The sequence below is a fragment of the Alkalilimnicola ehrlichii genome (genome assembly GCF_003399765.1).
GTDB lineage: Bacteria > Pseudomonadota > Gammaproteobacteria > Nitrococcales > AK92 > AK92.
On the sequence record NZ_NFZV01000002.1, the window covers coordinates 192,952 to 215,066 of the forward strand.

The following is a 22,115-nucleotide window of genomic DNA, read 5'->3' on the forward strand; positions in this document are numbered from 1 at the left end:
CGCCGATAACGACGACGAGGAGGCCGAACGAATGCAGCTTAAGCGCACACGCAGCCGGTATTACCATTTACTGCTAGCGGTAGGTTTACTGGTTAGTCAACCAAGCGTGGCTGGTTTTCTCACCATCGAATGGACGCCCTGGCCGGACGAGTACCCGTCATTCGACTACAGCGCGGAGGAACTATTCGAGCATTGGGAAGCACTGCATACGCGCGACCACGTGCCGCGGCCGAGCGCCGACTATGTCCTCAGCATGGCGGAATCGCCGCCGGACGAGCCGCACACTGCGGCTGCCGAACTGTTAGACGGTTGGCGGCAGTTTCACGCCGGTAATTTTCAGGAAGCTTACGAGATCGGCATCAGCCAAGGCCGCGCCGGCTATTTTCTCGCCAACCGTGCCTGGCTGACTCACGCCTTGCATCTAATCGAGGACGAAGCGCTGCGCCTTGAAAAGCTTGAGGCAGGTATTCGTCAGATCGAACAACAGATTCTGGCAAGCGAGGTACCGCCAACGTATTGGGAGCTGGCGGGCGCCGCTATGGTGTACGGCCAGTATTCAAAGCTCATCTCCAGCACTCGCGCTGCGCGCGAAGGCGTACCGGGCAGAGTTAAAGAGCTTGCCGAGGCCGCACTGGAGCAACACGCCGAGATACCCTCGGCGCTCGGCGTTATGGGCGGCTATCACACCGAGGTGATCGACCGGGTCGGGGGGATGCTTGCCCGCATGACCTACGGCGCTCGCCGCGATACGGCCCGCGAGTACTTCGAACGGACCTTGGCCATCGACCCCGAGCTGATTCAAGCACGGGTCGAATACGCCGAGGCCCTGCTCCGCCTCTACGGCGACCGCCACGCCGACGAAGCGAAGGCGCAGCTAGAGCACGCACTCAGCATCGAGCCGAAAAACGCCGAGGATTATTTGGAACAGTTACGCGCCAAACAGGTTCGCGAGGCCTGGCAGGAGCACTTGCAATAGACAAGGCTACAGGCTGCCGACGTCCCACCCGCCGCCCATGCTACGGAACAACGAAATCGCGGCGTGGTAACGGGCAAGCTCCGCTTGGATCAGACCGTCTTCGGTCTGTATAAGACTCCGTTGCGCGTCCATAACGGTCAGCAAGTCGACCGAGCCGGCTTCGTAGCGGACCGAGGCGAGGCGAAAGGCCTCGCGGGATTCGACGGCGGCGCGCTCAAGCGCCTCGACACGCTCGGCGCTCGCGGCAACCGCTGCTAACGCGTCTTCGACTTCCTGTAGGCTCGTCAGTACCGCTTGCGCGTAGCGGTAAACCAATTCCTCCTGCCGCGCCTGAGCTTGCTCGGCGCCGGCCCGTAGACTGCCACCGTGGAAAATCGGCGCCGTTAACGACGCTGCTAGGGAAGCTATCGTTTCCGAACCGCCGGTAAGCGCACCCGCCACACCGCTGGTAGCGCTCACACGTAACGACGGGAAAAAAGCTGCTCGCGCCACACCGATATCGGCGTTAGCAGCGCGCAACTCGGCTTCGACCCGCAGGATATCGGGGCGCCGCTCCAACAACTCGGCCGGTTGAGTAACGGCAACCTGCGGCAGATTCAGACTGGATAATGCACTTTCCACCACCGCAAACCCTTGCGGCGGGCGACCGAGCAAGACCGCCAAGCTGTGCCGGCTCGCTGTCAGCTGTTGGCGCAAAGCCGGTAACTGCGATTCCAGATTCGCCACTACGCCTCGTTGTTGCGATACCTCCAGCGCGCTCCCCGAGCCCGCTCGATAGCGCGCCTCGACCAACTCCAGTACGGCCTGCGTCGTCGCCAGATTGCGCTCGGCCAACGCAAGTCGCTCCTGGAGCGCTAGGGTCGTCGCGTACCCGGAGGCGACCTCGGCTTGCAGGGAAAGGGCTAAGGCACGGTGGTCGTATTGCCGCGCCGCCAACGACGCGTCGGCCGCTTCGCGGCGAGCGCGGTTGCGGCCGAACAGGTCCAACTCGTAAGCCGCTTGCAGTTGGAATTGGTCGGAGCTTCCGCTCGCACCGTCGCGGTAATTGCGCGACGCCGACCCGCTGCCGTCCAGCTGCGGCCATAAGGTGGCGCCTGCCGAGCGCACACCGGCTCGGGCCTGGTCGATACGAGCCAGCGAAGCGGCGAGATCGTTATTGTTCGCCAGCGCCGCTTCGGTAAGCTCCGTCAGCTCCTCGCTGTTAAAGCGCTGCCACCAGTCGCGCTCCTGCGCTTCCAAGCGAGGCGCCTGGCCCGCCCACTCCTCCGGTACGGACACATCCGGCCGCTGGTACTCCGGTGTCAGGGCGCAAGCGCTCAGCACCGACGCCAACAGCACAATCAGTAACGGTTTCAGGGAAAATTTCACGGCTTACTCCGAGGCCAAGGCAACAACCGGGTCCAGCTGCGCGGCTTTACGGGCCGGTAGGTAACCAAACAGTAGGCCGGTAGCGAATGCAAAGGAAAACGCGAGAATCGGCGGCCAAAAGGAAAACAGCACCGGCATACCAACCAACCCTAGCGCGGCGGCTGCCCCCAACCCCAAGCCAACGCCGATCAAGCCGCCGATACCGCACACCACCAGTGCCTCGGTATTGAACTGCAACAGAATGCTACCGGCACGAGCGCCGGTAGCCATGCGAACGCCGATTTCCCGCGTCCGCTCGGTAACGTTCACCAACATGATGTTCATCACGCCGATACCACCGACTAGCAGCGAAATCGCCGCCACCGAACCTAACAACAGGGTAAAAGTGTTGTGCGCGGCTTCCGCGGTTTCCAGAATCGAGGCGGTATTGCGAATACGAAACGCATCCTCGCTATGACGACCGGCTAGCAGCTCTTGAATGGTGGCTTCCGTATGGTGAACCGCCGCCGCATCGGCCACTTTGACCGTAATCGAATCCAGGTGTTGCTGGCCGAACAAGCGCACGAAACCGGTCGAGAGCGGTACCACGGCCACGTCGTCCTGGTCCTGACCGAAGGCGTTGGCGCCTTTTTCAGCCAACACACCCACCACCTCGAACGGCACATTGCGTACCAGCACGTAGCGGCCGACCGGGTCCTCGCCATTGGGGAAAAGATTCTCGGCGACGGTTTGGCCGAGCACGATCACCGGCGCGAAGCTGGCCAAATCGGCCTCGGTAATAAACGTACCCGACGCCAGTTGCCAATCGCGCGTTTCCATAAAGCCGGGCCAAACGCCCTGAATCATAGCGCGATGGTCGCTGTTGCCAAAACGTAAGGTACTGCTGGTGCCGCGCTCAGGGGCCACAGCCGTAACATTCGGCAGCTCGGCGATGAGCTCGGCATCCTCGGTGGTGAGGTTAACGCCGGAGTCGCCTCCGCGCATCCCTCGCCCCGGTCGGATCAACAGCAGGTTTGTTCCCATCGACTCGATGCGCTGCATAACCTCCCGCTTACTGCCGTCGCCGATGGCCAGCATGGTAACGACGGCCGCCACGCCGATAATGACGCCAAGCAAGGTCAAGGCACTGCGAAAGAGATTGGCTCGTAGGGAGCGCAGCGCCATCTTTACCGCTTCGCCTAAATCCGGCAGCAAGCCCGGATGCCGCGCCGGCCGCTCCCAAACGGCGGCCGCCCGGCGACCGTTGCCCGTTTTTGCGCCGCTATCCTCCACGATCCGCCCGTCGCTAAACCGAATCTGCCGGTCGGCATGGGCCGCGACGGTCGGGTCGTGAGTGATCAGCAAAATGGTGTGGCCTTCGGCATGGAGCTGCTTGAGCAGCGCCAACACCTCCGCGCTGCTGGCACTATCCAGGGCGCCGGTCGGCTCGTCGGCAAGAATGACCTCCGCGCCGTTCATCAACGCCCGCGCGATGGAAACACGCTGTTGCTGACCGCCGGAGAGTTGGTTCGGGCGATGCTGCGCACGCTCGCCCAGCCCTAGCCGGGTTAACAGGGAAGCCGCCCGCTCTAACCGCTCGCGCCGCGAGCGGCCGGCGTAGATCGCCGGAATCTCGACATTCTCAAGCGCCGTGGCGCTGGGCAACAGGTTATAACGCTGGAAAACGAAACCGAAGGTGTCGCGGCGCAAGGCGGCCAGCTCATCGGGCGCGAGTTCGGCAATGTCGCGCCCATCCACGCGATAGGCACCGAGGCTGGGCCGATCCAGGCACCCGAGGATGTTCATAAGCGTCGATTTACCGGAGCCGGATTGGCCGATAATCGCCACAAACTCGCCTTGCTCGACCGTTAAGGAAACCGCATCCAGAGCCCGGATTTCGCTATCGCCGTCGGCGTAAATCTTGCTGACATCGCGTAATTCGATCAGCGGAGTCGTGCCAGTCATGCTTACCAGCGCCCCCGCATCGCAGCACCGCCCGCCGCGCTGCGAGTTGCCGCCGCCGGCGCCCCCAGAACGACCTTATCGCCGACTTCCAGGCCGCTACGTACCTCGGCGCTGGTACGGCTCCGGACGCCGACCTCTATCTGCCGGGTTTCAATGCCGTTAGGCGTCATCACGCGTACTTCGTAACGTCCTCCCGGGCCGCGCGCCGGCGTCAGTGCGGCAACCGGCACCAGCGGCACATCGGTCGCTTCGTCGAGCAGGAAAAAGACCTGCACGGTCATATCCGTCATTAGCAATTGATCTTCGTTATCGACGTCGATCAACACGTTATAGAGCACGACGCCGTTCTCGACCTTCGGCGTCGGCAGCACCTGCCGAACGCTGGAACGCCAACGGCGCTCGGGCATCCCCAAAGTCGTAAAGTAGGCGGGCATATCGCGCCGCAGTCGCGTCACGTCCGCCTCGGCGACTTGCGCCCAAACCGTCATCGTGTCGAGATTGGCCAAACGAACGATCTCCGGCGCCGATTGGCTGGCGTTCACCGTCTGGCCGGCCACCGCGCTCTCGTCGACTACAGTCCCGCCGATCGGTGCGGTAATACGGGTGTAGGCAAGATTCGCCCGGTCGCCTTCCAGATTCGCTTCGGCCGCCGCGATTTCCGCCCGGATAGCGGCTATCCGGGCCTCGCCGACATGGACCGACGCCTCGTTCTCTTCCACCGTCTCGCGGCTGGTCGCGCGCTGTTCGAGCAACTGCCGGTTACGCGCCAGGCGTTGTCGCGCCAACCGCAATTCGGCTTCCTGCTGCGCCAACTGCGCCCGTAGGCGCTCCAGATTCGCCTCCCCGGCGCGCACTCGGATGGCATACACGGTGGGGTCGATCTCGGCCAGCAGTTGCCCTTGCTCAACGCGGTCGCCGACCTCGACATGCACACGCAATAACTGCCCGGAAACTTGCGTCCCCACGTCCACATAATCCTTCGGCTGTAACGCGCCGACGGCAGTCACGGTACGCTCCACGTTACCCATGACGACTTCCACGGTTCGATAATCCACCGCTGCCTCGCCGCCCGCCCAGCGCGTCCATGCCGATACGGCGAGGGCCAGAAAGATAACCAGGCCCAAAAACCAAGCCCAACGCCGCGACTTCGTTTGCTTCATATACGTGCGCTTTCCAAACAATGGGGAAAAAACCGGCGCTTAGCGCCTCTCCTGGACAGCGAAACAGCCGAGCACCCGACCAACATGACTGCTATCGTCGGCACAAGTTCAAGACTTGCGCCGAGGCATGATCATAACGCGTGCTGCTTCACGAACGCGTCAGGAGACCCTGGGAAAAGGTAAAGTTTTGTCAGGGGGGATGCAGCCCGATAGCCGTGCATCGTAAAGCTCAGGGCCCGGAGTCCTCGACGGCTCCCTCGCCCCGATAAATACCGAGCAGAATACGCCCAAGGCAAATCGCCGCGGCAACCGATACCGACGGCACCACGGTCAGCAGCACATTCGGCGTTCCCTGGAAATAGTGAATACTGCTGACGAGCATAAACAGCACACCGATCGGCAGCAGTAAAGCAAAGACGAGCTTGCGCGGAACGGTTTCGCTACGCAGGTATAACTGCTCCACCGCGGTGGCGAAAATCAACGTGACCACAACACTCAACCCGAACTGCGTACCCGCTGCCCGCAGCGCGCTTAGGTGGCCGGCGGCCATGTTAGCGATATACCCCCAGCTCCCCCAAAATATTCCGAAGAACAACGCCAATAGCAACGGGCGCAAAAAGCGCCCGGCATCCGCCTGCTCGTCCATAGTTCTCGCTCCGCACGTTATCGTTGTTATCATCGCTCTCGGCGGGCGGGATTTTGCCCGCGGTGTCGGTTCATCTACACTGCCGCCAGTACGCCTTCGGATAGCCTATACGGCGAAGGCGCCGGCCCAGCATACTGCGAATTCGCCGCCGATTGTTTTCTGAGAACTTCATATACCATGAGCGTACGCATTCTACACACGGCCGATTGGCAACTCGGTAAAGCATTCGGAGACTTCTCCGAAGAAGCCAGCGTACTCCTGCGCCGGCAACGCCTACAGACAGTCGAACGGTTGGGGCAGCTGGCGACCGAGAACCGGGTCGATGCGGTCTTAGTCGCCGGCGATGTGTTCGAGACCGACACGGTCAGCGACGACACGCTTGGCCGAGCCGTGGCAGCGATGCGTCATTTCGACGGCCCCTGGGTATTGTTGCCGGGCAATCACGATGCCGCTCGTAGCGAAGGCGTATGGCAACGCCTGCAACGGCGCAAACTCCCCGCCAACATTCACCTGGCACTCACCCCCGAGCCATTACTATTGGCGGCAGGGCGATTAGCGGTGCTGCCCGCACCGCTGACCCGGCGCCACGAGGTGCGCGATCTGACCGAAGCGTTCGATTCGCTCGCTACCCCGGAAGGCGCTATTCGGGTGGGACTTGCCCACGGCTCGGTGGAAAATCGTCTACCGGCCGCTGCCGAAGCCTACAACCCTATTTCCGACCGCCGCGCGGAACGCGCCAAGTTGGAGTATCTCGCGCTAGGCGATTGGCACGGCACGTTGGAGATCGCCGAGCGCACCTGGTATTCCGGCACGCCGGAGCCGGATCGTTTCCACGATAACGACGCCGGCAACGCCCTCCTCGTCGAGCTCGAAGCGCCTGGCCGGCCGCCGCAGGTGACGCGCTTAACGACCGGTCATTATCGCTGGCATCAAATCCGTTTCAGCTTGCAAGGCGATGCCGATCTCGACGCGCTCGAACCTCACCTGGCACGCCTCGGCGAACCCTTCGCGCAGCGGGTTGTTAGCCTACGCTTACAGGGCATGCTCAGCTTAACCGCGCGCTATCGGCTCGACAGCTTGCTGAGCGAATGGGCGCCGCGCTTTCACTACTTACGGGTAGACGACAGCGAGCTGCGCCCGGAACCGACGGCCGCCGATCTCGCCCAAATCGACACCAGCGGTTTCCTCGGCGAGGCCATCCAGCGCTTGCGGGCGATCCAGCAGGACAGCCACCACCCCGATCATCGCTACGCCGACGGGGCCCTGCAACGGCTCTACAGCGAATACCTCGACACCAGAGGCTAGCCATGTACATCAAACGTATCGGCATTCGTAATTTTCGCCGCTTACAACAACCGGTGAGCATCGACGGCCTAAGCGACGGGCTAAACGTCATCGCCGGGGATAACGAAGAAGGCAAATCGACCATTTTACGCGCGCTGCGGGCGGCGTTGTTCGACCGTCACACCCTAGGCGGCGCTGCCGCGGCCAGCTTTCAACCTTACGGCGCGCAGCTTCGCCCCGAGGTCGAGCTCACCTTCGGCCTTAACGACGGCGAGTACCGGCTGAGCAAGGCTTTCTGTCAAACCCCGGCGGCGGAACTCATCGGCCCTAAGGGGCATTTCTCCGGTCCGGCGGCTGAGGATGCGCTGAAAGACCTGCTCGACTTCGACCCGCCCGGCCGCGGTCCAAGCGACCCGCGCCATCACGGCGTACTCGGGCTGCTCTGGGTCGAGCAAGGCACCGCCTTTCGCCCAGTAAGCCACAACCCCCGCAGCCTCAGCACCCTGCAACGGACGCTGGAAGGCGAAGTGGGCAACGTACTCGGCGGGCAACAAGGGCATCAGTTACTAGAGTCCGTCCGGCAGGCCTATGCGGACTTCTTCACCGCCACCGGCAAACCCCGCGGCACCTACCGGCAAGCCCAAGAAGCGGTAGCCGAACTCGAAGCGGAACTAAGCGCGATCGAACGCCAACTCGGCGACTACGAGCAACGCATCGAGGAGCTACAACGGCTTGAGGAAAGCCGCCAGCGCGATCGCCGAGAAGGTTTGCTTGAGACGCTACAACGCCAACTTAATGCGGCGGCCGCCGAAGCGGAACACCTGCGCGGCATACAACGCCGCGTCCAACAAGCCGAGTTAGAGCACCGAGTCGCCGCCGCGCAACACGACGCGGCGCAGACGCAATGGAAACAACGGGAGACTCTCGCGCTCTCGCTGGACGACACCCAACGCCGCAGCCGCACCTTAGCGCAGGATGCAGAGGATGCCCAAACGCGGCTGGCCAAGCAGCAAGCCGCTTGCGACGAGAAGCAAACAGCGTATGTAGAAGCCTCGCAACGCCTGGAGGAGGCCCGCCAACGCCTCCGGCAAGCCGAAGACGGGCGCCGCCGCACGCAGCTGCGACAAACCGTAGCGGACCTCGCTGCCAGACAGCAAAAGGCCGCCGAGGCCGCCAAAACGGCGGCGGATGCCAAGAATGCGGCCGCCGCCCTACGGGTAAGCGACGACGACGTCAAAGCCTTGCAGCGCTTGGAACAACAGCTCTTCGAGACTGCCGCGCAACTACAAGCCGGTGCACCGGAAGTCGCCCTAGCCTTAACCTGCGCCGTCAAGCGAGACGATGAATCCGTCGCCGGCGATAGCCGGTTTATCGTGACCGAGCCCACCACGCTTGATCTGGGCGAACTCGGCAGCCTTCGGATCACGCCCGGCGGAACCGACTTGGCGCGTTCGAGCGAGCGCTATAAACAACGCCAGCGCGAGCTTGCCGACACATTGGCCGCACTGGGGGTTGCCGATCGCAGCGAAGCGGAACGCCTACTGGCACGCAAACACGAGCTGCTGCGGGAAGCGGAAAAGCAGCAGCAACTTGCGCTAGCGCATGCAGGCCAAGACATAGATCAGCTAAACGCTGCACTCGCCGAACAACGCGCCGAGCTCGACCGTCTGGATAAGCATGCGCCTACCGATTGCCCCGACTTGGCCGAGGCACAAAGCGCCGTGGAGAAAGCAAAACAGGCGGAACAGGAGGCGCGTGCCGCCCGCGAGCACGCGCAAACTGCGCTGGAGCGCGCGAAGGAGTTAGCCCACGATACCGCCGCGGCCTACCGCCATAACGAGACGACTCGGCAAAGCCTACAAACAACGCTGGACGACGCCCGTCGCGAGCACGGCGATGAGGATTTATTCCGAGCCATGAAACATGCCGAGGAAAACCGCACGACAAGCGAACAGGCCTGGGAACACGCGAAAACGGAGCTGACAGCGGCCGACCCGGAACGCATCGAACTGACGTTAGCCCAAGCGCAAGATGCGTTGACCAGACCCAACAACGACAAGAACGGCAGCAGGCGCGGATTCGGGAGCTCCAAATCGAGCTACAAAGTCTCGGCCAAACCGGCCTGGGCGAGCGCCGGGAGGAGCTACACGCGCAGCTACAACAAGCTCGTATCCACGCCGAGCACCTGCAACGCGAAGCGGAATCCTTACGGGTTCTCCGCGATGTGCTGGAAACGTGCGCTCAACAAGCCGCGGATACGTTTTTGGCGCCGGTTATCCAGCGTGTCGAACCGTATTTGAAATTCCTCATGCCGGATGTCGAACCCATTCTCGACAGCGAGCTGCAATTATGCGGGATCCGCCGCCAGGGCGTGGAGGAACCATTTGAGGAGCTGAGCATCGGCACGCGGGAACAACTGGCCATTATCACCCGCCTTGCTTTTGCCGACCTACTGCACGAACAGGGCCAGCCGGTCGTCTTGGTTCTCGACGATGCTTTGGTGTACGCCGACGACGGCCGTTTCGGCAACATGCAGCTTATTCTTCGCAAAGCCGCCCAGCGCTATCAGATTCTACTGCTGACCTGCCGCGAGCGGGATTACCTCACCCTCGGCGCGCCGATCTTCCGCCTGGCGGACTGTCGCGAAGTCCGCGCAGCGGAAGCGGTTGTCTAGCAACACACTGGGCGTCGCCCGCCGAAGGATAAACAAGGGGACGGTGTTTTCTTAGAGCTCTCGTGCAGCCCGCACTCGCGTTTGAGGCCGAAAAACGCGTATCTTCTTCTCGCATGCCGTCGGCAAATCGACTGGTCGTGTGCACGTCGCCGATGGATACGTAGCCCTCGTGCCATAAGGGGTGGTAAGGCAGGTCGTACTGCTTGAGGTAGCGATAAACGTCGCGATCCGTCCAGTCGATGATCGGGTGCAACTTGTAACGGCCGTTGCGGTACTCCAAGACATCGCGGGTAGCGCGACTCTCGGCTTGTTGACGACGCAAACCGGCAATCCAAGCATCTGCTTCCAGCGCTTTTAGAGCCCGCTGCATCGGCTCGACCTTATTAATCTGGTTGTAACGCTCGATGCCGTCCAGACCCTGCTCCCAAAGCTTGCCATAGCGCGCTTCCTGCCAAGCCGGGCTGAGTTCGGCCCGGTAGACTTGAAGGTTCAACCGCAGGCGCTCGGTCAACTCGTCGATAAAGCGATACGTTTCCGGAAACAAATACCCGGTATCCACCAACACCACCGGGATATCCGGCTGTTGGCGAGTGACCATGTGCAGGTTGACGGCGGCTTGAGCGCCGAAACTTGAGGATAAGACAATCCGGCCGGGGAACTGCGCCAAAGCCCAGGCCACCCGCGCTTCGGCCGGCATGGCGTCAAGCCGCTTGGTTTCCGCCGCAACGTCGATATCGCCTTGCCAGTGCACGCCCAATTTTGCTGTAGCCTGTGCCATGATACGCCCTCCGTTATCGGAATCGTTTTCCTTTTTAGGAGATTCGTAGACCAGCTTAAGGCGCGATATCCCAATTAAAAAGGAATAAATACCAATATATTTATCACGAAAGGCTATATAGCCAGGGTCTACCACTCAAGCTCATGCTGATGCACAGGCACAAAACGGCAGTCGCTGCACTCGGGCCGCAATACGATCACGTCGTACTTACCGTATAGCCCCGGCCCCAAGCCGTTACCTTCCTTAACCAAGGCCTGGCAAGCGGGCTCTTTCTCGGCCTGCGGCCCAAGCTGGGCACGGAAAGCGACGACATCGTCCTGGCAGGCGTAGCGCAACCAATCGACCTCCTGCTCGATGCGGTGCAGCTCGCGGGCAACATCCGGATCCTGCCCGCCGCCGGATTGCAGCCGCAAGGCCCGCAGTAAAGCCTGGCCAACGCGCTCCCGTTCGGCGTCATCGTCGACTCGCCCCGGCAGCTGTACGCCCTCGTGGGCTACGTACACCTTCGCAAAGCGCAGCGGATCGAAGTCGCCGCTCTCCCGTAACGCGGTACGTGCGGCAAGCACGGCATCCTTAATCCGGGCAATTTGCTTGGCTTTATAGCTGGCCATAATCGACTCCGAGAGCTAAAACCGGCTCATAGTATGCCTTGGCGAGCCCGGTAACAATGCTTGCCTAGAGGTGAAGGGGTACAAAAGAGGTTTATCGTTCTTTAGCGGGAGACAAACCAAAAAGCCCGCCGAAGCGGGCATCGATGCAGGGAGGAAAGCCGTTAATCGAAGATATTATCCTCTTCGCCGATGTTGTCTTGCCTTTCGACTTCGGCCCGATCTTCTTCTGCGCCATGACGCTCGGCGCTTTCTTCGATCCCCTCGCCGGCGCTTTCGATGTCGCGGCCGACGCCGGCCGTCGTCTCGCAGCCGGCCATGAGCAGAAACCCTGCCGCGAGCAAAGCAGGCACGGCGAATCCGCCGATCTTAGCAATCCTCATATCAGCCTCCAGCTTAGCGAACTTGCAGTTCCCGCTTACCTGGGGCTGAAGAAGCGATAGTTCAACAAGCTTGCAACCGCCGCGGGCGTGCCGAATGCGGCGGAGCTGTGCGGCACCCGCTCTACCGCACCAGCCTCTTTCCCGAACCGAAAAACAAAAACCACGAAGCATCGTAAAGATACTCCGTGACTCGTGACGCCGCGGCAGCGCTTGCCGATAGGCTTTAGTTAACGTGCGGGCAGCGGCTTAGCTCCAACGGCAGGAACGCCTTCTCGCCGGGTATTGTTCCTAACACGTGGTAATAATCCCAAGCTTCGCGCGACTCCGACGGTCTTTTCACCTCAAGCATGTTCATATCCAGCAATAAACGTCCGTCTTCCCGCACCCGACCGCCGCGACCGTAGAAGTCCGTTACCGGTAGTTCGCGGATCGCCTCGATGACGCGCGGTCCGTCATCCGTACCGGCCGCTTCGACCGCTTTGAGGTAATGAGCCACCGCCGAGTAAGCGGCCGCGTGTACCGCCGTGGGGCGCGTACCGTGACGACGCATGAAACGGTCCGCCCACGCTCTACTGTCGTCGTCCTGATCCCAATAGAAGGTGCTGGCCAGCATCAAGCCACGGGTGACATATAAACCTAGCGCCCGAACATCGGTAATAAACATCAGCCCCGGCAACAACACCTGCCCTTCATGCGTAATGCCAAGCTCGTAAGCTTGACGGATGCTTAAGTACATATCCTCGCCCGCATTGAGCAAAGCAATGCCATCGGCCCCCGAAGCCTGGGCTTCCAGCAGCTGACGGGAGAAGTCCGCACCTCGGAAAGGGTGGCGAACGGAACCGATCACCTCGCCGCCGAGGCGACGAGTAACGGAAGCGGTAGCCCGCTCCATCTCGACGGCCTGCGGGTAATCGACGGTGACGTAAAACACGGTTACCCCTTTGCCGAAACGCTGCACAAGCATGGTGCTGACAGCCGTCGAGAAACCGAACGAATCGCCCGCCCAATGCACGCCGGTCGGCGAGCAAAAGTCTTGCGTTATAAGGGGCGTGACGGCGCCGCTGACTAACGTGACGATACCGTGCTCGGCGGCCAATTGCTGAACCGCGGTGGCCACTTCCGACCCCATCAGATCGACAATCGCATCCACCCCTTCTTCTTTGATCAGTCGCTCAGCCTCGGTAACGGCATACTCCGGATCGTGCCGGTGGTCTACCGTAAGTAGCCGCACGGGGCGGCGCATTACCCGCCCGCCGTGGTCTTCTATAGCCATTTGCGCTGCGACAACCGAACCTTGTCCGGCCAGGTCGGAGTACACGCCGTGCATGTCCGTCATCACGGCGATACGCACTTCGTTATCGGAAAGCCCGGCTTGTACGGGCAAAGCAGCGAAGACACTACAATAGATGAACACCAGGATCGCACGCAGTTTTGTCATTATTCTCCTCCCCTTAACGCCTAACGCGCAGGAATTTTCTCTTAGCTGTTTTAGTCTCGCCCGGCGCAGCAGTATTGAAGATACACACAACATACCCAGCTCATGTATCGATAGACGCGCTCGGCAATCTCCGTAAAGCACAACAAAGGCAAGGCTAGATTCCCGCATGGATGCGGTTCAACACCTCATCCAAAGTACTGTTATACCGTTAAACCTTGCCGTCTTCATAGAGCCCGACAGCCAGTCGCCGCCTCGGTAAGGCTCGCCGCACAGCTTGAATATAAGAAAAAACCAAACAAAAGCATCCAAACACTTGAGCCTGGGGGGCGTTGCTGTGAAGATAGCGCCGGCCGGGGAGCCGCTACGGCTATCCGCACTGTCCAACAACTGTCGGTCGTTGTTAGACAGCTACTAACGCTTTCGATACTACTGAGTAGAAAAATATAAGATAAGACAAGAGGGCCAACGCATGACTGAAAGCCAGGACGCCGCAAGCGTTTACGACAGTAAACCATGGACGAAGGAATACGGGGTAGACGCCGAGTTCAAGCTGCTCCCGTACAAGAATCTGCCTGAGCTGATCCGCCAGGTCAGTCAGGAATATGCGGATAATCCCGCTTTTTCGATTTGCCTCGACAACGGTCTCCACGCCGGGTTGAGTTTCCGCGAAGTCGACGAACTTTCCGATCAGTTCATGGCGTACCTGCGCGCCGAGTTAGGCCTACAAGACGGCGAGCGGGTTGCTATCCAAATGCCGAACTGTCTCTCCTACCCCATTACGGCCTTCGGCATTCTCAAAGCGAACGGGGTGGTGGTTAACGTTAATCCGCTCTACACCGCCAGCGAGATGAACAAACAGCTCGTCGATTCCGGCGCTAAGACGCTGGTGATTATCGATATGTTTGCCGACAAGCTGAACGATGCATTGCAAGGCACCGAGGTTCGCAACATCGTGACGGTCAGCGTGGCCAACTTCTTCCCCACCGTTAAGCGCACGCTGATCAAGACGGTTCTCAAGTTGAAGAAACAGATTCCCAAGTGCGAGAAGCCGGCCACCGACCTGGCGGACGCGCTTGCCATCGGTAAGAAGCACCTGAATGCCGGCAAAGGCAAAGTGAGCGATAACGGCAACCACGATAGCCTAGCCGCTCTCCAATACACCGGCGGCACGACGGGCGTTGCCAAAGGCGCAGAACTGACACACGGCAATCTGTTGGCAAACATTGCTCAAATCGATTATATCAACGACGACCGTACACGCCCGGGTAAAGAAACGGTACTCACCGCGCTACCGCTGTACCATATCTTCGCCTTCACCTTTAACATGCTGTTCTTCTATCGCTGGGGCGCTCATAACGTGTTGTCGCCGTCGCCGCGGCCGGTAACGAACCTCAAGCCTTGCTTCGAGAAGTTCGACATCACTAAGTTCTCCGGTGTAAACATCCTGTTCAAGGGCTTGCTCGGCGAAGATTGGTTCCGCAACAATCCGCCGGCCAATCTGGACATTACCATCTCCGGCGGCACCGCTCTGCACTCGGCCGTTGCCGAGGAATGGAAGAAGGTCGTCGGCTCGGAAATTTTCGAAGGCTATGGGCTGTCGGAAACCAGCCCGGTGCTGGCCTGCAACCCGCCGAAAGGCGAAGCTCGCACCGGCACTATCGGCGTTCCGGTGCCGGGCACCGATGTGCGCATCGTCGACGAAAACGACAACCCGGTACCGCAAGGCGAATCCGGCGAGCTGATCGCGCGCGGTCCGCAAGTCATGCGCGGTTATGCCAATAAACCGGACGAAAACGCCAGCGCACTGCGCGGCGGCTGGTTCCGCACCGGCGACGTTGCGGTCATGGACGAGCGGGGTTACTTCCGTATCGTCGATCGAAAGAAAGATATGATCGACGTCAGCGGCTTCAATGTCTTCCCGAACGAGGTGGAAGACGCTCTGTCGAAGCACCAAGATGTGGTCGAGGTAGCCGTCATCGGGGTACCGAACGACAGCGGCAGCGAAACCGTGCGGGCCTATGTCACCAGTAGCAATCCTAATTTAACGGCCGAGGAGGTGATCGAGTTCGCACGGCAACACCTCACCGCCTATAAGGTGCCGAAGGAAGTCGTCTTTAAGGACGAGCTGCCGAAAACGCCGGTGGGCAAGATCTTGCGCAAAGAGCTGCGGAAGGAAGCCGAGCAGAATAAAGCCGGTTAATACGCCCACCCGTAACAATCCGAACGAAGCCCGGGAAACCGGGCTTCGTTGTTTGCATCGCTGCTCGCTCGGCAGCGCATCAGTGTCGCCCCAAGAGCCGACGCCGTAACCAGCGAACTCCCAGCCATACCGAGCCAACCACGATCGGTACCGCTAGCCCTAAGGTTAGATCGACCCGAATAGGCCAACCGGCGGAGTGCGCTGCTTTGGCTCCGTAGCTTAGTAAACCCATCGCGTAATAGCTGAGGACAACGACGGACAAGCCTTCCACCGTCTCTTGCAGACGCAGCTGCATTTGCGCCCGCCCGTTCATCGATTCCAGCAAATCCCGATTTTGCGCTTCCAGGGCCACGTCAACCCGGGTCCGTAGCAAATTGCCGGCCCGCGCGACCCGCCGCGCTAACGCATCCTGTCGGCCGCCGATTGATTCGCAGGTCGCCATCGCCGGCGCTAAGCGCCGTTCCATAAACTGCCCGATGGTTTGCAGATCTTGAATGCGCTGTTCCTTTAAACTCTCGATACGGCGCTGAACGAGCTGATAGTAAGCGCGTGCAGCGCCGAGACGATAACTGTTACGGGAATTGATCCGCTCCACTTCGGCTGCCAGGCGCGACAACTCTCGCAGCATTGCTTGCTCGTCTTCCAACTGCGCATTCGCCGTCATCCGCTCGGTAAGCGTCTGTAACGCCTTATCGAGACGGACGATTTCCGGTCCGGTTTCGCGTGCCAAGGGAAATGCCAGCAGCGCCATTAAGCGATAGGTTTCAATCTCCAACAAGCGCTGCACTAACCGGCCGGCCTGGCGCGTCCCAAGGTGGCTGTCTTGTACCAGGATTCGCCCGAAGCCGTCTTCGTGAACGCGAAAATCGGTCCACACGACGGCGGCACCGCGCCCGACCTGGCTACCGGCAATGTTATCGGTGCCGAATAAGGCAACGACATCTCTCACATCGCGCACGGGCACGTCCTTGGACTCCACCGCTAAATGAATTGCCGCCAGTACCTTGCCGGGCAACCGGGCCAGCCACTCGCAGGGCACTTGGTCTAGCGCGGGGTCGAGAAAGGGCTTGCCGGCAGCGCCGCTACGGAAGAAGGTATAGGTAGAGAATTCGCTGTGGCGCTCCCAACGCAGACGAAACGGGCCGAACTCGGCGCTAAGATAAACAGCGCCCGGCGCCGGCACAGCGACGCCGAAACGGCGACATAAGTCCGTCAAACAGGCGTGTTCTTCGGCCGCCGCTTCCGGCCCTGCCACCAGCGCTATATGACTAACGCGCGCCGGCGCGGTTAATGTTTCGAACGGCCGAGCGTGCACTTCCCGACACACAGTGTCCCGCAACGGATGATCGGTCAAACCGGTCGTCGTCCGCCCTCCTCGGTGGACAACTTCAGACACAAGATTATTCACAAGCTTAGATTTCCCTGGGTTATCTTTATTTAGAAAGTGCTGAAAAGCCCCCTCTCACGACATGCTCCGCCGCAACGTACCGAGGGCTAAGGGAATCGCATAGTGTCTTCTATAGAATCAAAAAACCTTTTTCTTAGCCGAGTTCCGCTTGCACCCGCAATTTAGTGGCAATGTAATCTTTGTGATCGACGTGCAGCAACTCCGCGATACGGCGCACGTAGTGCTCCTGGTGTTTATCTAGATTGCGGTCAGCGTACGCAACGCGCCATAGCTTTTCGATAATGCGGACCTTTTGCGCTTGTTCAAAGTGGCTATTGATGAGGCTGACGAAATCGTAATCGGAAACCGCTTGCTCGGCTTCCTGCTCCGCCAGCGCTTGCAGCTCTTGGGCCTCCTCGACGCTCAGGCCGAATTTATCGAGCAAAGCCTGCTTGATGGCTTTTTTTCGACGTCCTGTTCCTTGAGGTCAACCCGGGAAACCTCCACTAATAAGGCGGCGGTAGCCAAGCGCAGGCGCGCCTCCAAGCTCGCTTGCTGCACCATTTGCCCATCGCTGCTTATATGCTCCTGGAAAAAGCGTTTAATACTCTCTAGCATGCGCGTTGCCTCTCACGGATAGCACCATAATGGCGGCTAGGAAAACGCTGGGCAATTCTGCCTTGCCCCCATGGCGTAAGGTGGAACTCGCCAGCGTACATAATAACCTGTGACCACTGACCGGAACTTAATGTAAAGATTTGGTAATGATGCGTCTCTAGCATTTCTCTGACGAAGCGATACGCGGTATGTTATCGCTTTCGCTCACATCTTCTACTTGAGCAGGAAGCACGGGAATTCACTGATATGCGCATGCACTTGCAGCTCGCGGTTTCAGCCGCTGTGCTCATCCTGGGCCTGTTAGCTTGGCTGGCGTTGGGTAACGGCAGCTCTGCGGAAGCGGAACAACGCAGCGGCCCTTCGCAAATGCCGGGCACGCCGGTCGACGTATTCATGGCCGAAACGGCAACGGTATTGGATACTATCGAGGTCGTCGCCACCGCCCGCGCGTATGAGGCTGTCGACCTGGTACCACGTGCCAGCGGTCGGGTATCGAACATTAACTTCCGCGAAGGCCAGCGGGTCGACGCGGGCACCTTGCTGCTCGAACTCGACAACGCACAAGAATTGGCCGAGCTCCGCCAGGCCGAAGCCGAATTAGAAGATGCACAAGCGCAGCATCGTCGTGCCCAATCCTTAGGCAGCGGGCGCAATATCTCCGAAGCCGAGCTGGAAAGCCGCCGTACGGCGGTAGCCGTTGCCCAGGCTCGGGTCGATATTGCCCGCGCCCGTTTACGCGATTTACAAGTGGTCGCACCCTTCGGCGGCGTGGTCGGGATTCGGGAGATCAGCCCCGGGGCCCTGGTGGACTCGCAAACCCGGCTAACCACGCTCGACGATATTTCTACCATCCGCTTGGACTTTCAAGTCCCGGAACGCTTCCTCTCCCGTGTCGCTAGCGGCAGCAGCGTATTTGCTCACAGCAGCGCCTTCCCTGGCCGCCCCTTCGAAGGCCAAGTCAACCGAATCGACAGCCGGATCGACCCTGCGACACGAAGCATCCGTATACAGGCGGAAGTTGCCAACGAGGAAGGCTTGCTGCGGCCCGGCATGTTCTTGAATGTCGAGCTGGTATTGGAGGAGCGGAAGAATGCGGTCCTGGTACCGGAAGAGGCTTTAGTCGTAGAAGGTCGGCAGCGGTATGTCTTCGTTGTCGAAGAAGGTACCGGGCATGCTCGCCGCGTTCCCGTCACCACCGGTATCCGCCGCAACGGTATGCTTGAGCTAATCGAAGGCGTCAGCGCCGAGAGCCAGGTGGTTGTTGCCGGCATGCATCGGCTCCGCGGCGAGCGACCGCGTGTCAGCGTTCGGAACGTTACCAACGCCGATACGGAAATCGCCGCGCATTAAGGCTAGCGCATGTCGGCATTTATTATCGGCCGCGAGTACCGATGTCGACATGCCTTAAACATTCCCTTGCCCCAGTGGAAGTGAGGCGCTCGGTTTGATCCTGTCCGATATCTCCGTAAAACGTCCGGTTTTCGCTACCGTAATTTCCCTGTTGATCGTAATTCTCGGGGTGGCGTCGTTACGACAACTGCCCGTCCGCGAATATCCCAATATCGATCCGCCGATCGTATCGATCAGTACCACGTATCAGGGCGCGGCGCCCGAAGTCGTCAATAACGAAATCACCGAGATCATCGAGCGCGGCATTAGCGGGGTCGACGGTATTCGCGATATCACGTCGCAAAGCCGGGAAGGTCGTAGCCAGACGACGATCCAGTTTCACCTGAGCGCCGATGTCGATGCCGCGGCAAACGACGTCCGCGATGCGGTTAGCCGGGTACTCAATCAGCTACCGGAAGACGCCGACACGCCCATCGTTGCAAAAGCCGATGCCGACGCTCGGCCGATGATGTGGATCACGCTCACCAGCGACCGTTACAGCGCGGTAGAGGTCAGCGATTACGCTGAGCGCCATTTGATCGATCGGCTGGCGGTACTCGACGGCGTCGCGCAGGTTCGTATCGGCGGCCAACGCCGCTACGCCATGCGGGTCTGGCTTAATCGCCAATCGATGGCCGCACACGGCATCGTGGTGGCCGACGTCGAGAACGCGCTGCGACGTAATAACGTCGAATTACCCGCCGGCCGCGTTGAATCGCAGATGCGCGACCTCTCGGTCAGAACCGACAGCCGCCTGAATACGCCCGAGGAGTTCGAACGGCTGGTCATTACCTATCGCGACGGCGCTCCGATCCGGATCGGCGATATCGCCCGCGTCGAAACAGGCATTGAGGACGACACCACCTCCCTCCGCGCCAACGGCGTGACGGCTATCGGCGTCGGTATCATTCGGCAGTCGCAGGCCAATACCATTACGGTAGCCGATTTGGTACGCGCCGAAGTCGCGCTCATCGAGCCCACCTTACCCGACGGCATCCATATGCGGGTCAACTACGACGAATCGCAGTTCATTCGTGCCTCGATTCGCGAAGTCATTCAGACCCTGTTAATCGCAATCGGCTTGGTTGTCGCTGTTATTTTCCTGTTTTTACGCAATTTGCGGGCGACGTTTATTCCTGCGGTAACCATTCCGGTAGCCATTACGGGTGCCTTTATTCTTATGGCGCCGCTTGGGTTCTCCGTAAACGTACTGACCCTGCTCGCGCTCTTACTCGCCATCGGGCTGGTCGTAGACGACGCTATTGTTGTATTGGAGAACGTACAGCGACGCATCGACGAAGGCGAACCGCCGCTGCTGGCTGCCTATCGCGGGACGCGGCAGGTAGCTTTCGCGGTGATCGCGACGACGGCCACGTTGGTCGCCGTGTTCGTGCCTCTGGCTTTTATGGAAGGCAACGTCGGCCGTCTGTTTACCGAGTTCGGCCTTGCTCTGGCCGCTGCGGTCATCTTCTCAAGCATTGTCGCGCTAACCCTCACGCCTATGCTGTGCTCTAAGTGGTTACACAACTCCGGCCAGCAAAATGCCGCCCAACAATTCGGCGAACGTGCACTGGAGCTTTTGGCCAGCGGCTATCGCTGGACACTGCGCAAGGCGTTGGCAATGCCGGTGGTGGTGATCTCCGTGGCTGTACTGCTAAGCCTTAGCGCTTACCAGCTCATGCAAATACTGCCGCAAGAACTCACCCCGACCGAAGACCGCGGCGTTTTCATGATTCCGAGCTCAGCACCCAAAGGCAGCACCTTGGAAGCAACGGATGCCAGCCTCCGCGAGATTGAGGAGATCATTATGCCGTTGCTCGAAAGCGGCGAGGTTGAGCGCATGCTGACCGTGCTCGGAACCCAGGGTAATACCGATAGTGCCTTTACCATTGTCGGCCTGGCGCCCTGGTCAGAGCGGAGCCGCAGTCAGCAAGAGGTCGTCGCCGAAGTGATGCCGCAGCTGATGGCAATCCCCGGCCTGCGTGCCTTCGCAATTAACCCTCCGGGCCTGGGGCAAAGCGGTTTCAGTTCGCCGGTGCAGTTTGTCATCGGCGGCCCGGACTACGAAACGCTACGCGATTGGAGCGAGCGTATCGTCGACCGCGCCTCCGAGAATCCACGGCTACTCAACCTCAACACCGACTATGAGGAAACGCGCCCCCAACTTGGGCTTCAGATCGATCGCCAACGCGCCGCCGACCTTGGCGTACCGATCAGCGAGATTAGCCGTGTATTGCAAACCATGCTCGCCTCCCGCCCGGTCACCACGTACCTCGACCGGGGCCGCGAGTACGATGTCATGCTGCAGGCGGAACGCGCCGAGCGCGCGTCGCCGCAGGATTTGGGCAACATTTTCGTCCGTAGCGAAACCACCGGCGCCTTGGTGCCGCTCAGCGGCTTACTGACGTTAGACGAGCGCGGCGCCCCGCCAAGCCTGAACCGTATCGACCGAATGCCGGCCGTTACCATCTCGGCCTCGTTGGCTCCCGGTTACGACTTAGGTACCGCCTTGGCTTATATGAACCAGATTGCGGCCGAGGAGCTGCCGCCGGAAGCGCGCATCAGCTACTCGGGGCTCTCCGACGAGTTCCAACGGGCGGGCGGCGCCATTCTCGTCACCTTCGGTCTGGCCTTGCTGATTGTCTATCTGGTATTGGCCGCGCAGTTCGAGAGCTTTATTCACCCGTTCGTGATCATGACCTCGGTACCGCTCGCCATCACCGGCGCCCTGGCATCGTTATGGCTAACGGGTATCTCGCTGAATATTTACAGTCAGATCGGGATGATTCTATTGATCGGGCTAATGGCGAAGAACGGAATTTTGATTGTCGAATTCGCTAATCAATTGCGCGATACGGGAATGAGCGTGCGCGAGGCTATCGTCGAAGGTGCTGTGTTGCGCCTGCGCCCGGTACTGATGACGGCTATTTCTACCGTCTTCGGCGCCCTGCCCCTGATTATGGCTACCGGCGCCGGTGCCGAAAGCCGGGCCGCGATCGGTGTGGTCATCATCGGCGGCTTAAGCTTCGCCTCGGTGCTAACGCTGTATCTGACTCCGGTTCTGTACGATCTGCTGGCGCGCTTTACCCGCCCCGCCGGCGCAGTCGCCCAAGACTTGGAAAAGTTAGCACAAGAGCGGCCCGATCGCCCGGCAGCTAGCGCTAATAGCTAAACCTTCCCGTGCCGCCGGCTACAACAATACGCCGGCGGCTTGCTGCCGCTAACGATAGCGTTGCATGCGCATTCGGGAGATATTCGTCGT

At 60.3% G+C, this 22,115-nt stretch carries 16 protein-coding genes and 1 pseudogene; 7 read left to right on the forward strand and 10 right to left on the reverse strand.

What is annotated here, in order from left to right; genetic code table 11:
• Positions 1 to 31 precede the first annotated feature (31 nt).
• The gene (locus tag CAI21_RS03280; protein WP_116300976.1) at positions 32 to 976 is read left to right on the forward strand and encodes a tetratricopeptide repeat protein; all 945 of its coding nucleotides are present in this window, start codon (positions 32 to 34) and stop codon (positions 974 to 976) included.
• A gap of 6 nt (positions 977 to 982) precedes the next feature.
• Here CAI21_RS03280 and CAI21_RS03285 read toward each other — a convergent pair whose 3' ends face one another.
• The 4 genes from CAI21_RS03285 to CAI21_RS03300 form a co-directional block, all read right to left on the reverse strand.
• On the reverse strand, positions 983 to 2,344 hold the full coding sequence (locus CAI21_RS03285; RefSeq protein ID WP_116300977.1) for an efflux transporter outer membrane subunit: 1,362 nt from the start codon (positions 2,342 to 2,344) through the stop codon (positions 983 to 985).
• 3 nt (positions 2,345 to 2,347) lie between these two features.
• Positions 2,348 to 4,288 carry a MacB family efflux pump subunit gene (locus CAI21_RS03290; RefSeq protein ID WP_116300978.1) on the reverse strand — a complete coding sequence of 647 codons (1,941 nt, stop codon included), beginning with the start codon at positions 4,286 to 4,288 and terminating at the stop codon, positions 2,348 to 2,350.
• Between the two features lie 2 nt (positions 4,289 to 4,290).
• Positions 4,291 to 5,448, reverse strand: a complete 1,158-nt coding sequence (locus CAI21_RS03295) for an efflux RND transporter periplasmic adaptor subunit (protein WP_116300979.1) — start codon at positions 5,446 to 5,448, stop codon at positions 4,291 to 4,293.
• 229 nt (positions 5,449 to 5,677) lie between these two features.
• The gene (locus CAI21_RS03300) at positions 5,678 to 6,094 is read right to left on the reverse strand and encodes a hypothetical protein (RefSeq protein ID WP_116300980.1); all 417 of its coding nucleotides are present in this window, start codon (positions 6,092 to 6,094) and stop codon (positions 5,678 to 5,680) included.
• Between the two features lie 177 nt (positions 6,095 to 6,271).
• On the opposite strand from CAI21_RS03300, the gene CAI21_RS03305 reads away from it, so the two are divergent.
• The 3 genes from CAI21_RS03305 to CAI21_RS03315 are packed head-to-tail and all read left to right on the forward strand — an operon-like array spanning position 6,272 to position 10,052.
• Complete coding sequence (locus CAI21_RS03305) at positions 6,272 to 7,399, forward strand: metallophosphoesterase family protein (protein ID WP_116300981.1); 1,128 nt, start codon at positions 6,272 to 6,274, stop codon at positions 7,397 to 7,399.
• A 2-nt stretch (positions 7,400 to 7,401) separates the two neighbouring features.
• On the forward strand, positions 7,402 to 9,678 hold the full coding sequence (locus tag CAI21_RS03310) for an AAA family ATPase (RefSeq protein WP_116300982.1): 2,277 nt from the start codon (positions 7,402 to 7,404) through the stop codon (positions 9,676 to 9,678).
• A complete protein-coding gene (locus tag CAI21_RS03315; RefSeq protein WP_116300983.1) occupies positions 9,642 to 10,052 on the forward strand; it encodes an ATP-binding protein in 411 nt (136 codons plus the stop codon). Before CAI21_RS03310 ends, CAI21_RS03315 begins: the two co-directional genes overlap by 37 nt.
• Here CAI21_RS03315 and CAI21_RS03320 read toward each other — a convergent pair.
• The 4 genes and pseudogenes from CAI21_RS03320 to CAI21_RS03335 all read right to left on the reverse strand — a co-directional run bounded on the left by CAI21_RS03320 (position 10,049) and on the right by CAI21_RS03335 (position 13,259).
• Positions 10,049 to 10,830 (reverse strand): annotated as a pseudogene (locus CAI21_RS03320) (phosphoadenylyl-sulfate reductase). The gene CAI21_RS03315 and the pseudogene CAI21_RS03320 sit on opposite strands and share 4 nt — an antisense overlap.
• Positions 10,831 to 10,958: 128 nt before the next feature.
• Positions 10,959 to 11,441, reverse strand: coding sequence for a hypothetical protein (locus CAI21_RS03325; protein ID WP_116300984.1), 483 nt, complete (start codon positions 11,439 to 11,441; stop codon positions 10,959 to 10,961).
• 161 nt (positions 11,442 to 11,602) lie between these two features.
• Positions 11,603 to 11,821: an entericidin A/B family lipoprotein gene (locus tag CAI21_RS03330; RefSeq protein ID WP_116301042.1), complete on the reverse strand. Its 219-nt coding sequence runs from the start codon at positions 11,819 to 11,821 to the stop codon at positions 11,603 to 11,605.
• Between the two features lie 223 nt (positions 11,822 to 12,044).
• Entirely contained in the window at positions 12,045 to 13,259 is a 1,215-nt protein-coding gene (locus CAI21_RS03335; RefSeq protein WP_181919241.1) for an ABC transporter substrate-binding protein, read from the reverse strand.
• 469 nt (positions 13,260 to 13,728) lie between these two features.
• On the opposite strand from CAI21_RS03335, the gene CAI21_RS03340 reads away from it, so the two are divergent.
• Complete coding sequence (locus CAI21_RS03340) at positions 13,729 to 15,459, forward strand: AMP-binding protein (protein ID WP_116300986.1); 1,731 nt, start codon at positions 13,729 to 13,731, stop codon at positions 15,457 to 15,459.
• Between the two features lie 79 nt (positions 15,460 to 15,538).
• On the opposite strand, the gene CAI21_RS03345 is transcribed toward CAI21_RS03340, so the two are convergent.
• A complete protein-coding gene (locus CAI21_RS03345) occupies positions 15,539 to 16,867 on the reverse strand; it encodes a DUF3422 family protein (RefSeq protein WP_258867965.1) in 1,329 nt (442 codons plus the stop codon).
• Between the two features lie 133 nt (positions 16,868 to 17,000).
• Positions 17,001 to 17,291, reverse strand: a complete 291-nt coding sequence (locus CAI21_RS03350; RefSeq protein WP_181919242.1) for a tellurite resistance TerB family protein — start codon at positions 17,289 to 17,291, stop codon at positions 17,001 to 17,003.
• 419 nt (positions 17,292 to 17,710) lie between these two features.
• Here CAI21_RS03350 and CAI21_RS03360 point away from each other — a divergent pair, with 419 nt between their 5' ends.
• Together CAI21_RS03360 and CAI21_RS03365 are read left to right on the forward strand one after the other, a co-directional pair.
• Entirely contained in the window at positions 17,711 to 18,814 is a 1,104-nt protein-coding gene (locus CAI21_RS03360; RefSeq protein ID WP_116300990.1) for an efflux RND transporter periplasmic adaptor subunit, read from the forward strand.
• Positions 18,815 to 18,908: 94 nt separating this feature from the next.
• A complete protein-coding gene (locus CAI21_RS03365) occupies positions 18,909 to 22,025 on the forward strand; it encodes an efflux RND transporter permease subunit (protein WP_116300991.1) in 3,117 nt (1,038 codons plus the stop codon).
• Positions 22,026 to 22,115 lie beyond the last annotated feature (90 nt).

Bases quoted from the DNA above. Each gene is read 5' to 3' on its own strand.
- CAI21_RS03280 (WP_116300976.1), top strand. From the start codon at position 32: ATGCAGCTTAAGCGCACACGCAGCCGGTATTACCATTTACTGCTAGCG.
- CAI21_RS03290 (WP_116300978.1), bottom strand. From the start codon at position 4,288: ATGACTGGCACGACTCCGCTGATCGAATTACGCGATGTCAGCAAGATT.
- CAI21_RS03295 (WP_116300979.1), bottom strand. From the start codon at position 5,448: ATGAAGCAAACGAAGTCGCGGCGTTGGGCTTGGTTTTTGGGCCTGGTT.
- CAI21_RS03300 (WP_116300980.1), bottom strand. From the start codon at position 6,094: ATGGACGAGCAGGCGGATGCCGGGCGCTTTTTGCGCCCGTTGCTATTG.
- CAI21_RS03305 (WP_116300981.1), top strand. From the start codon at position 6,272: ATGAGCGTACGCATTCTACACACGGCCGATTGGCAACTCGGTAAAGCA.
- CAI21_RS03310 (WP_116300982.1), top strand. From the start codon at position 7,402: ATGTACATCAAACGTATCGGCATTCGTAATTTTCGCCGCTTACAACAA.
- CAI21_RS03325 (WP_116300984.1), bottom strand. From the start codon at position 11,441: ATGGCCAGCTATAAAGCCAAGCAAATTGCCCGGATTAAGGATGCCGTG.
- CAI21_RS03330 (WP_116301042.1), bottom strand. From the start codon at position 11,821: ATGAGGATTGCTAAGATCGGCGGATTCGCCGTGCCTGCTTTGCTCGCG.
- CAI21_RS03335 (WP_181919241.1), bottom strand. From the start codon at position 13,259: ATGACAAAACTGCGTGCGATCCTGGTGTTCATCTATTGTAGTGTCTTC.
- CAI21_RS03340 (WP_116300986.1), top strand. From the start codon at position 13,729: ATGACTGAAAGCCAGGACGCCGCAAGCGTTTACGACAGTAAACCATGG.
- CAI21_RS03360 (WP_116300990.1), top strand. From the start codon at position 17,711: ATGCGCATGCACTTGCAGCTCGCGGTTTCAGCCGCTGTGCTCATCCTG.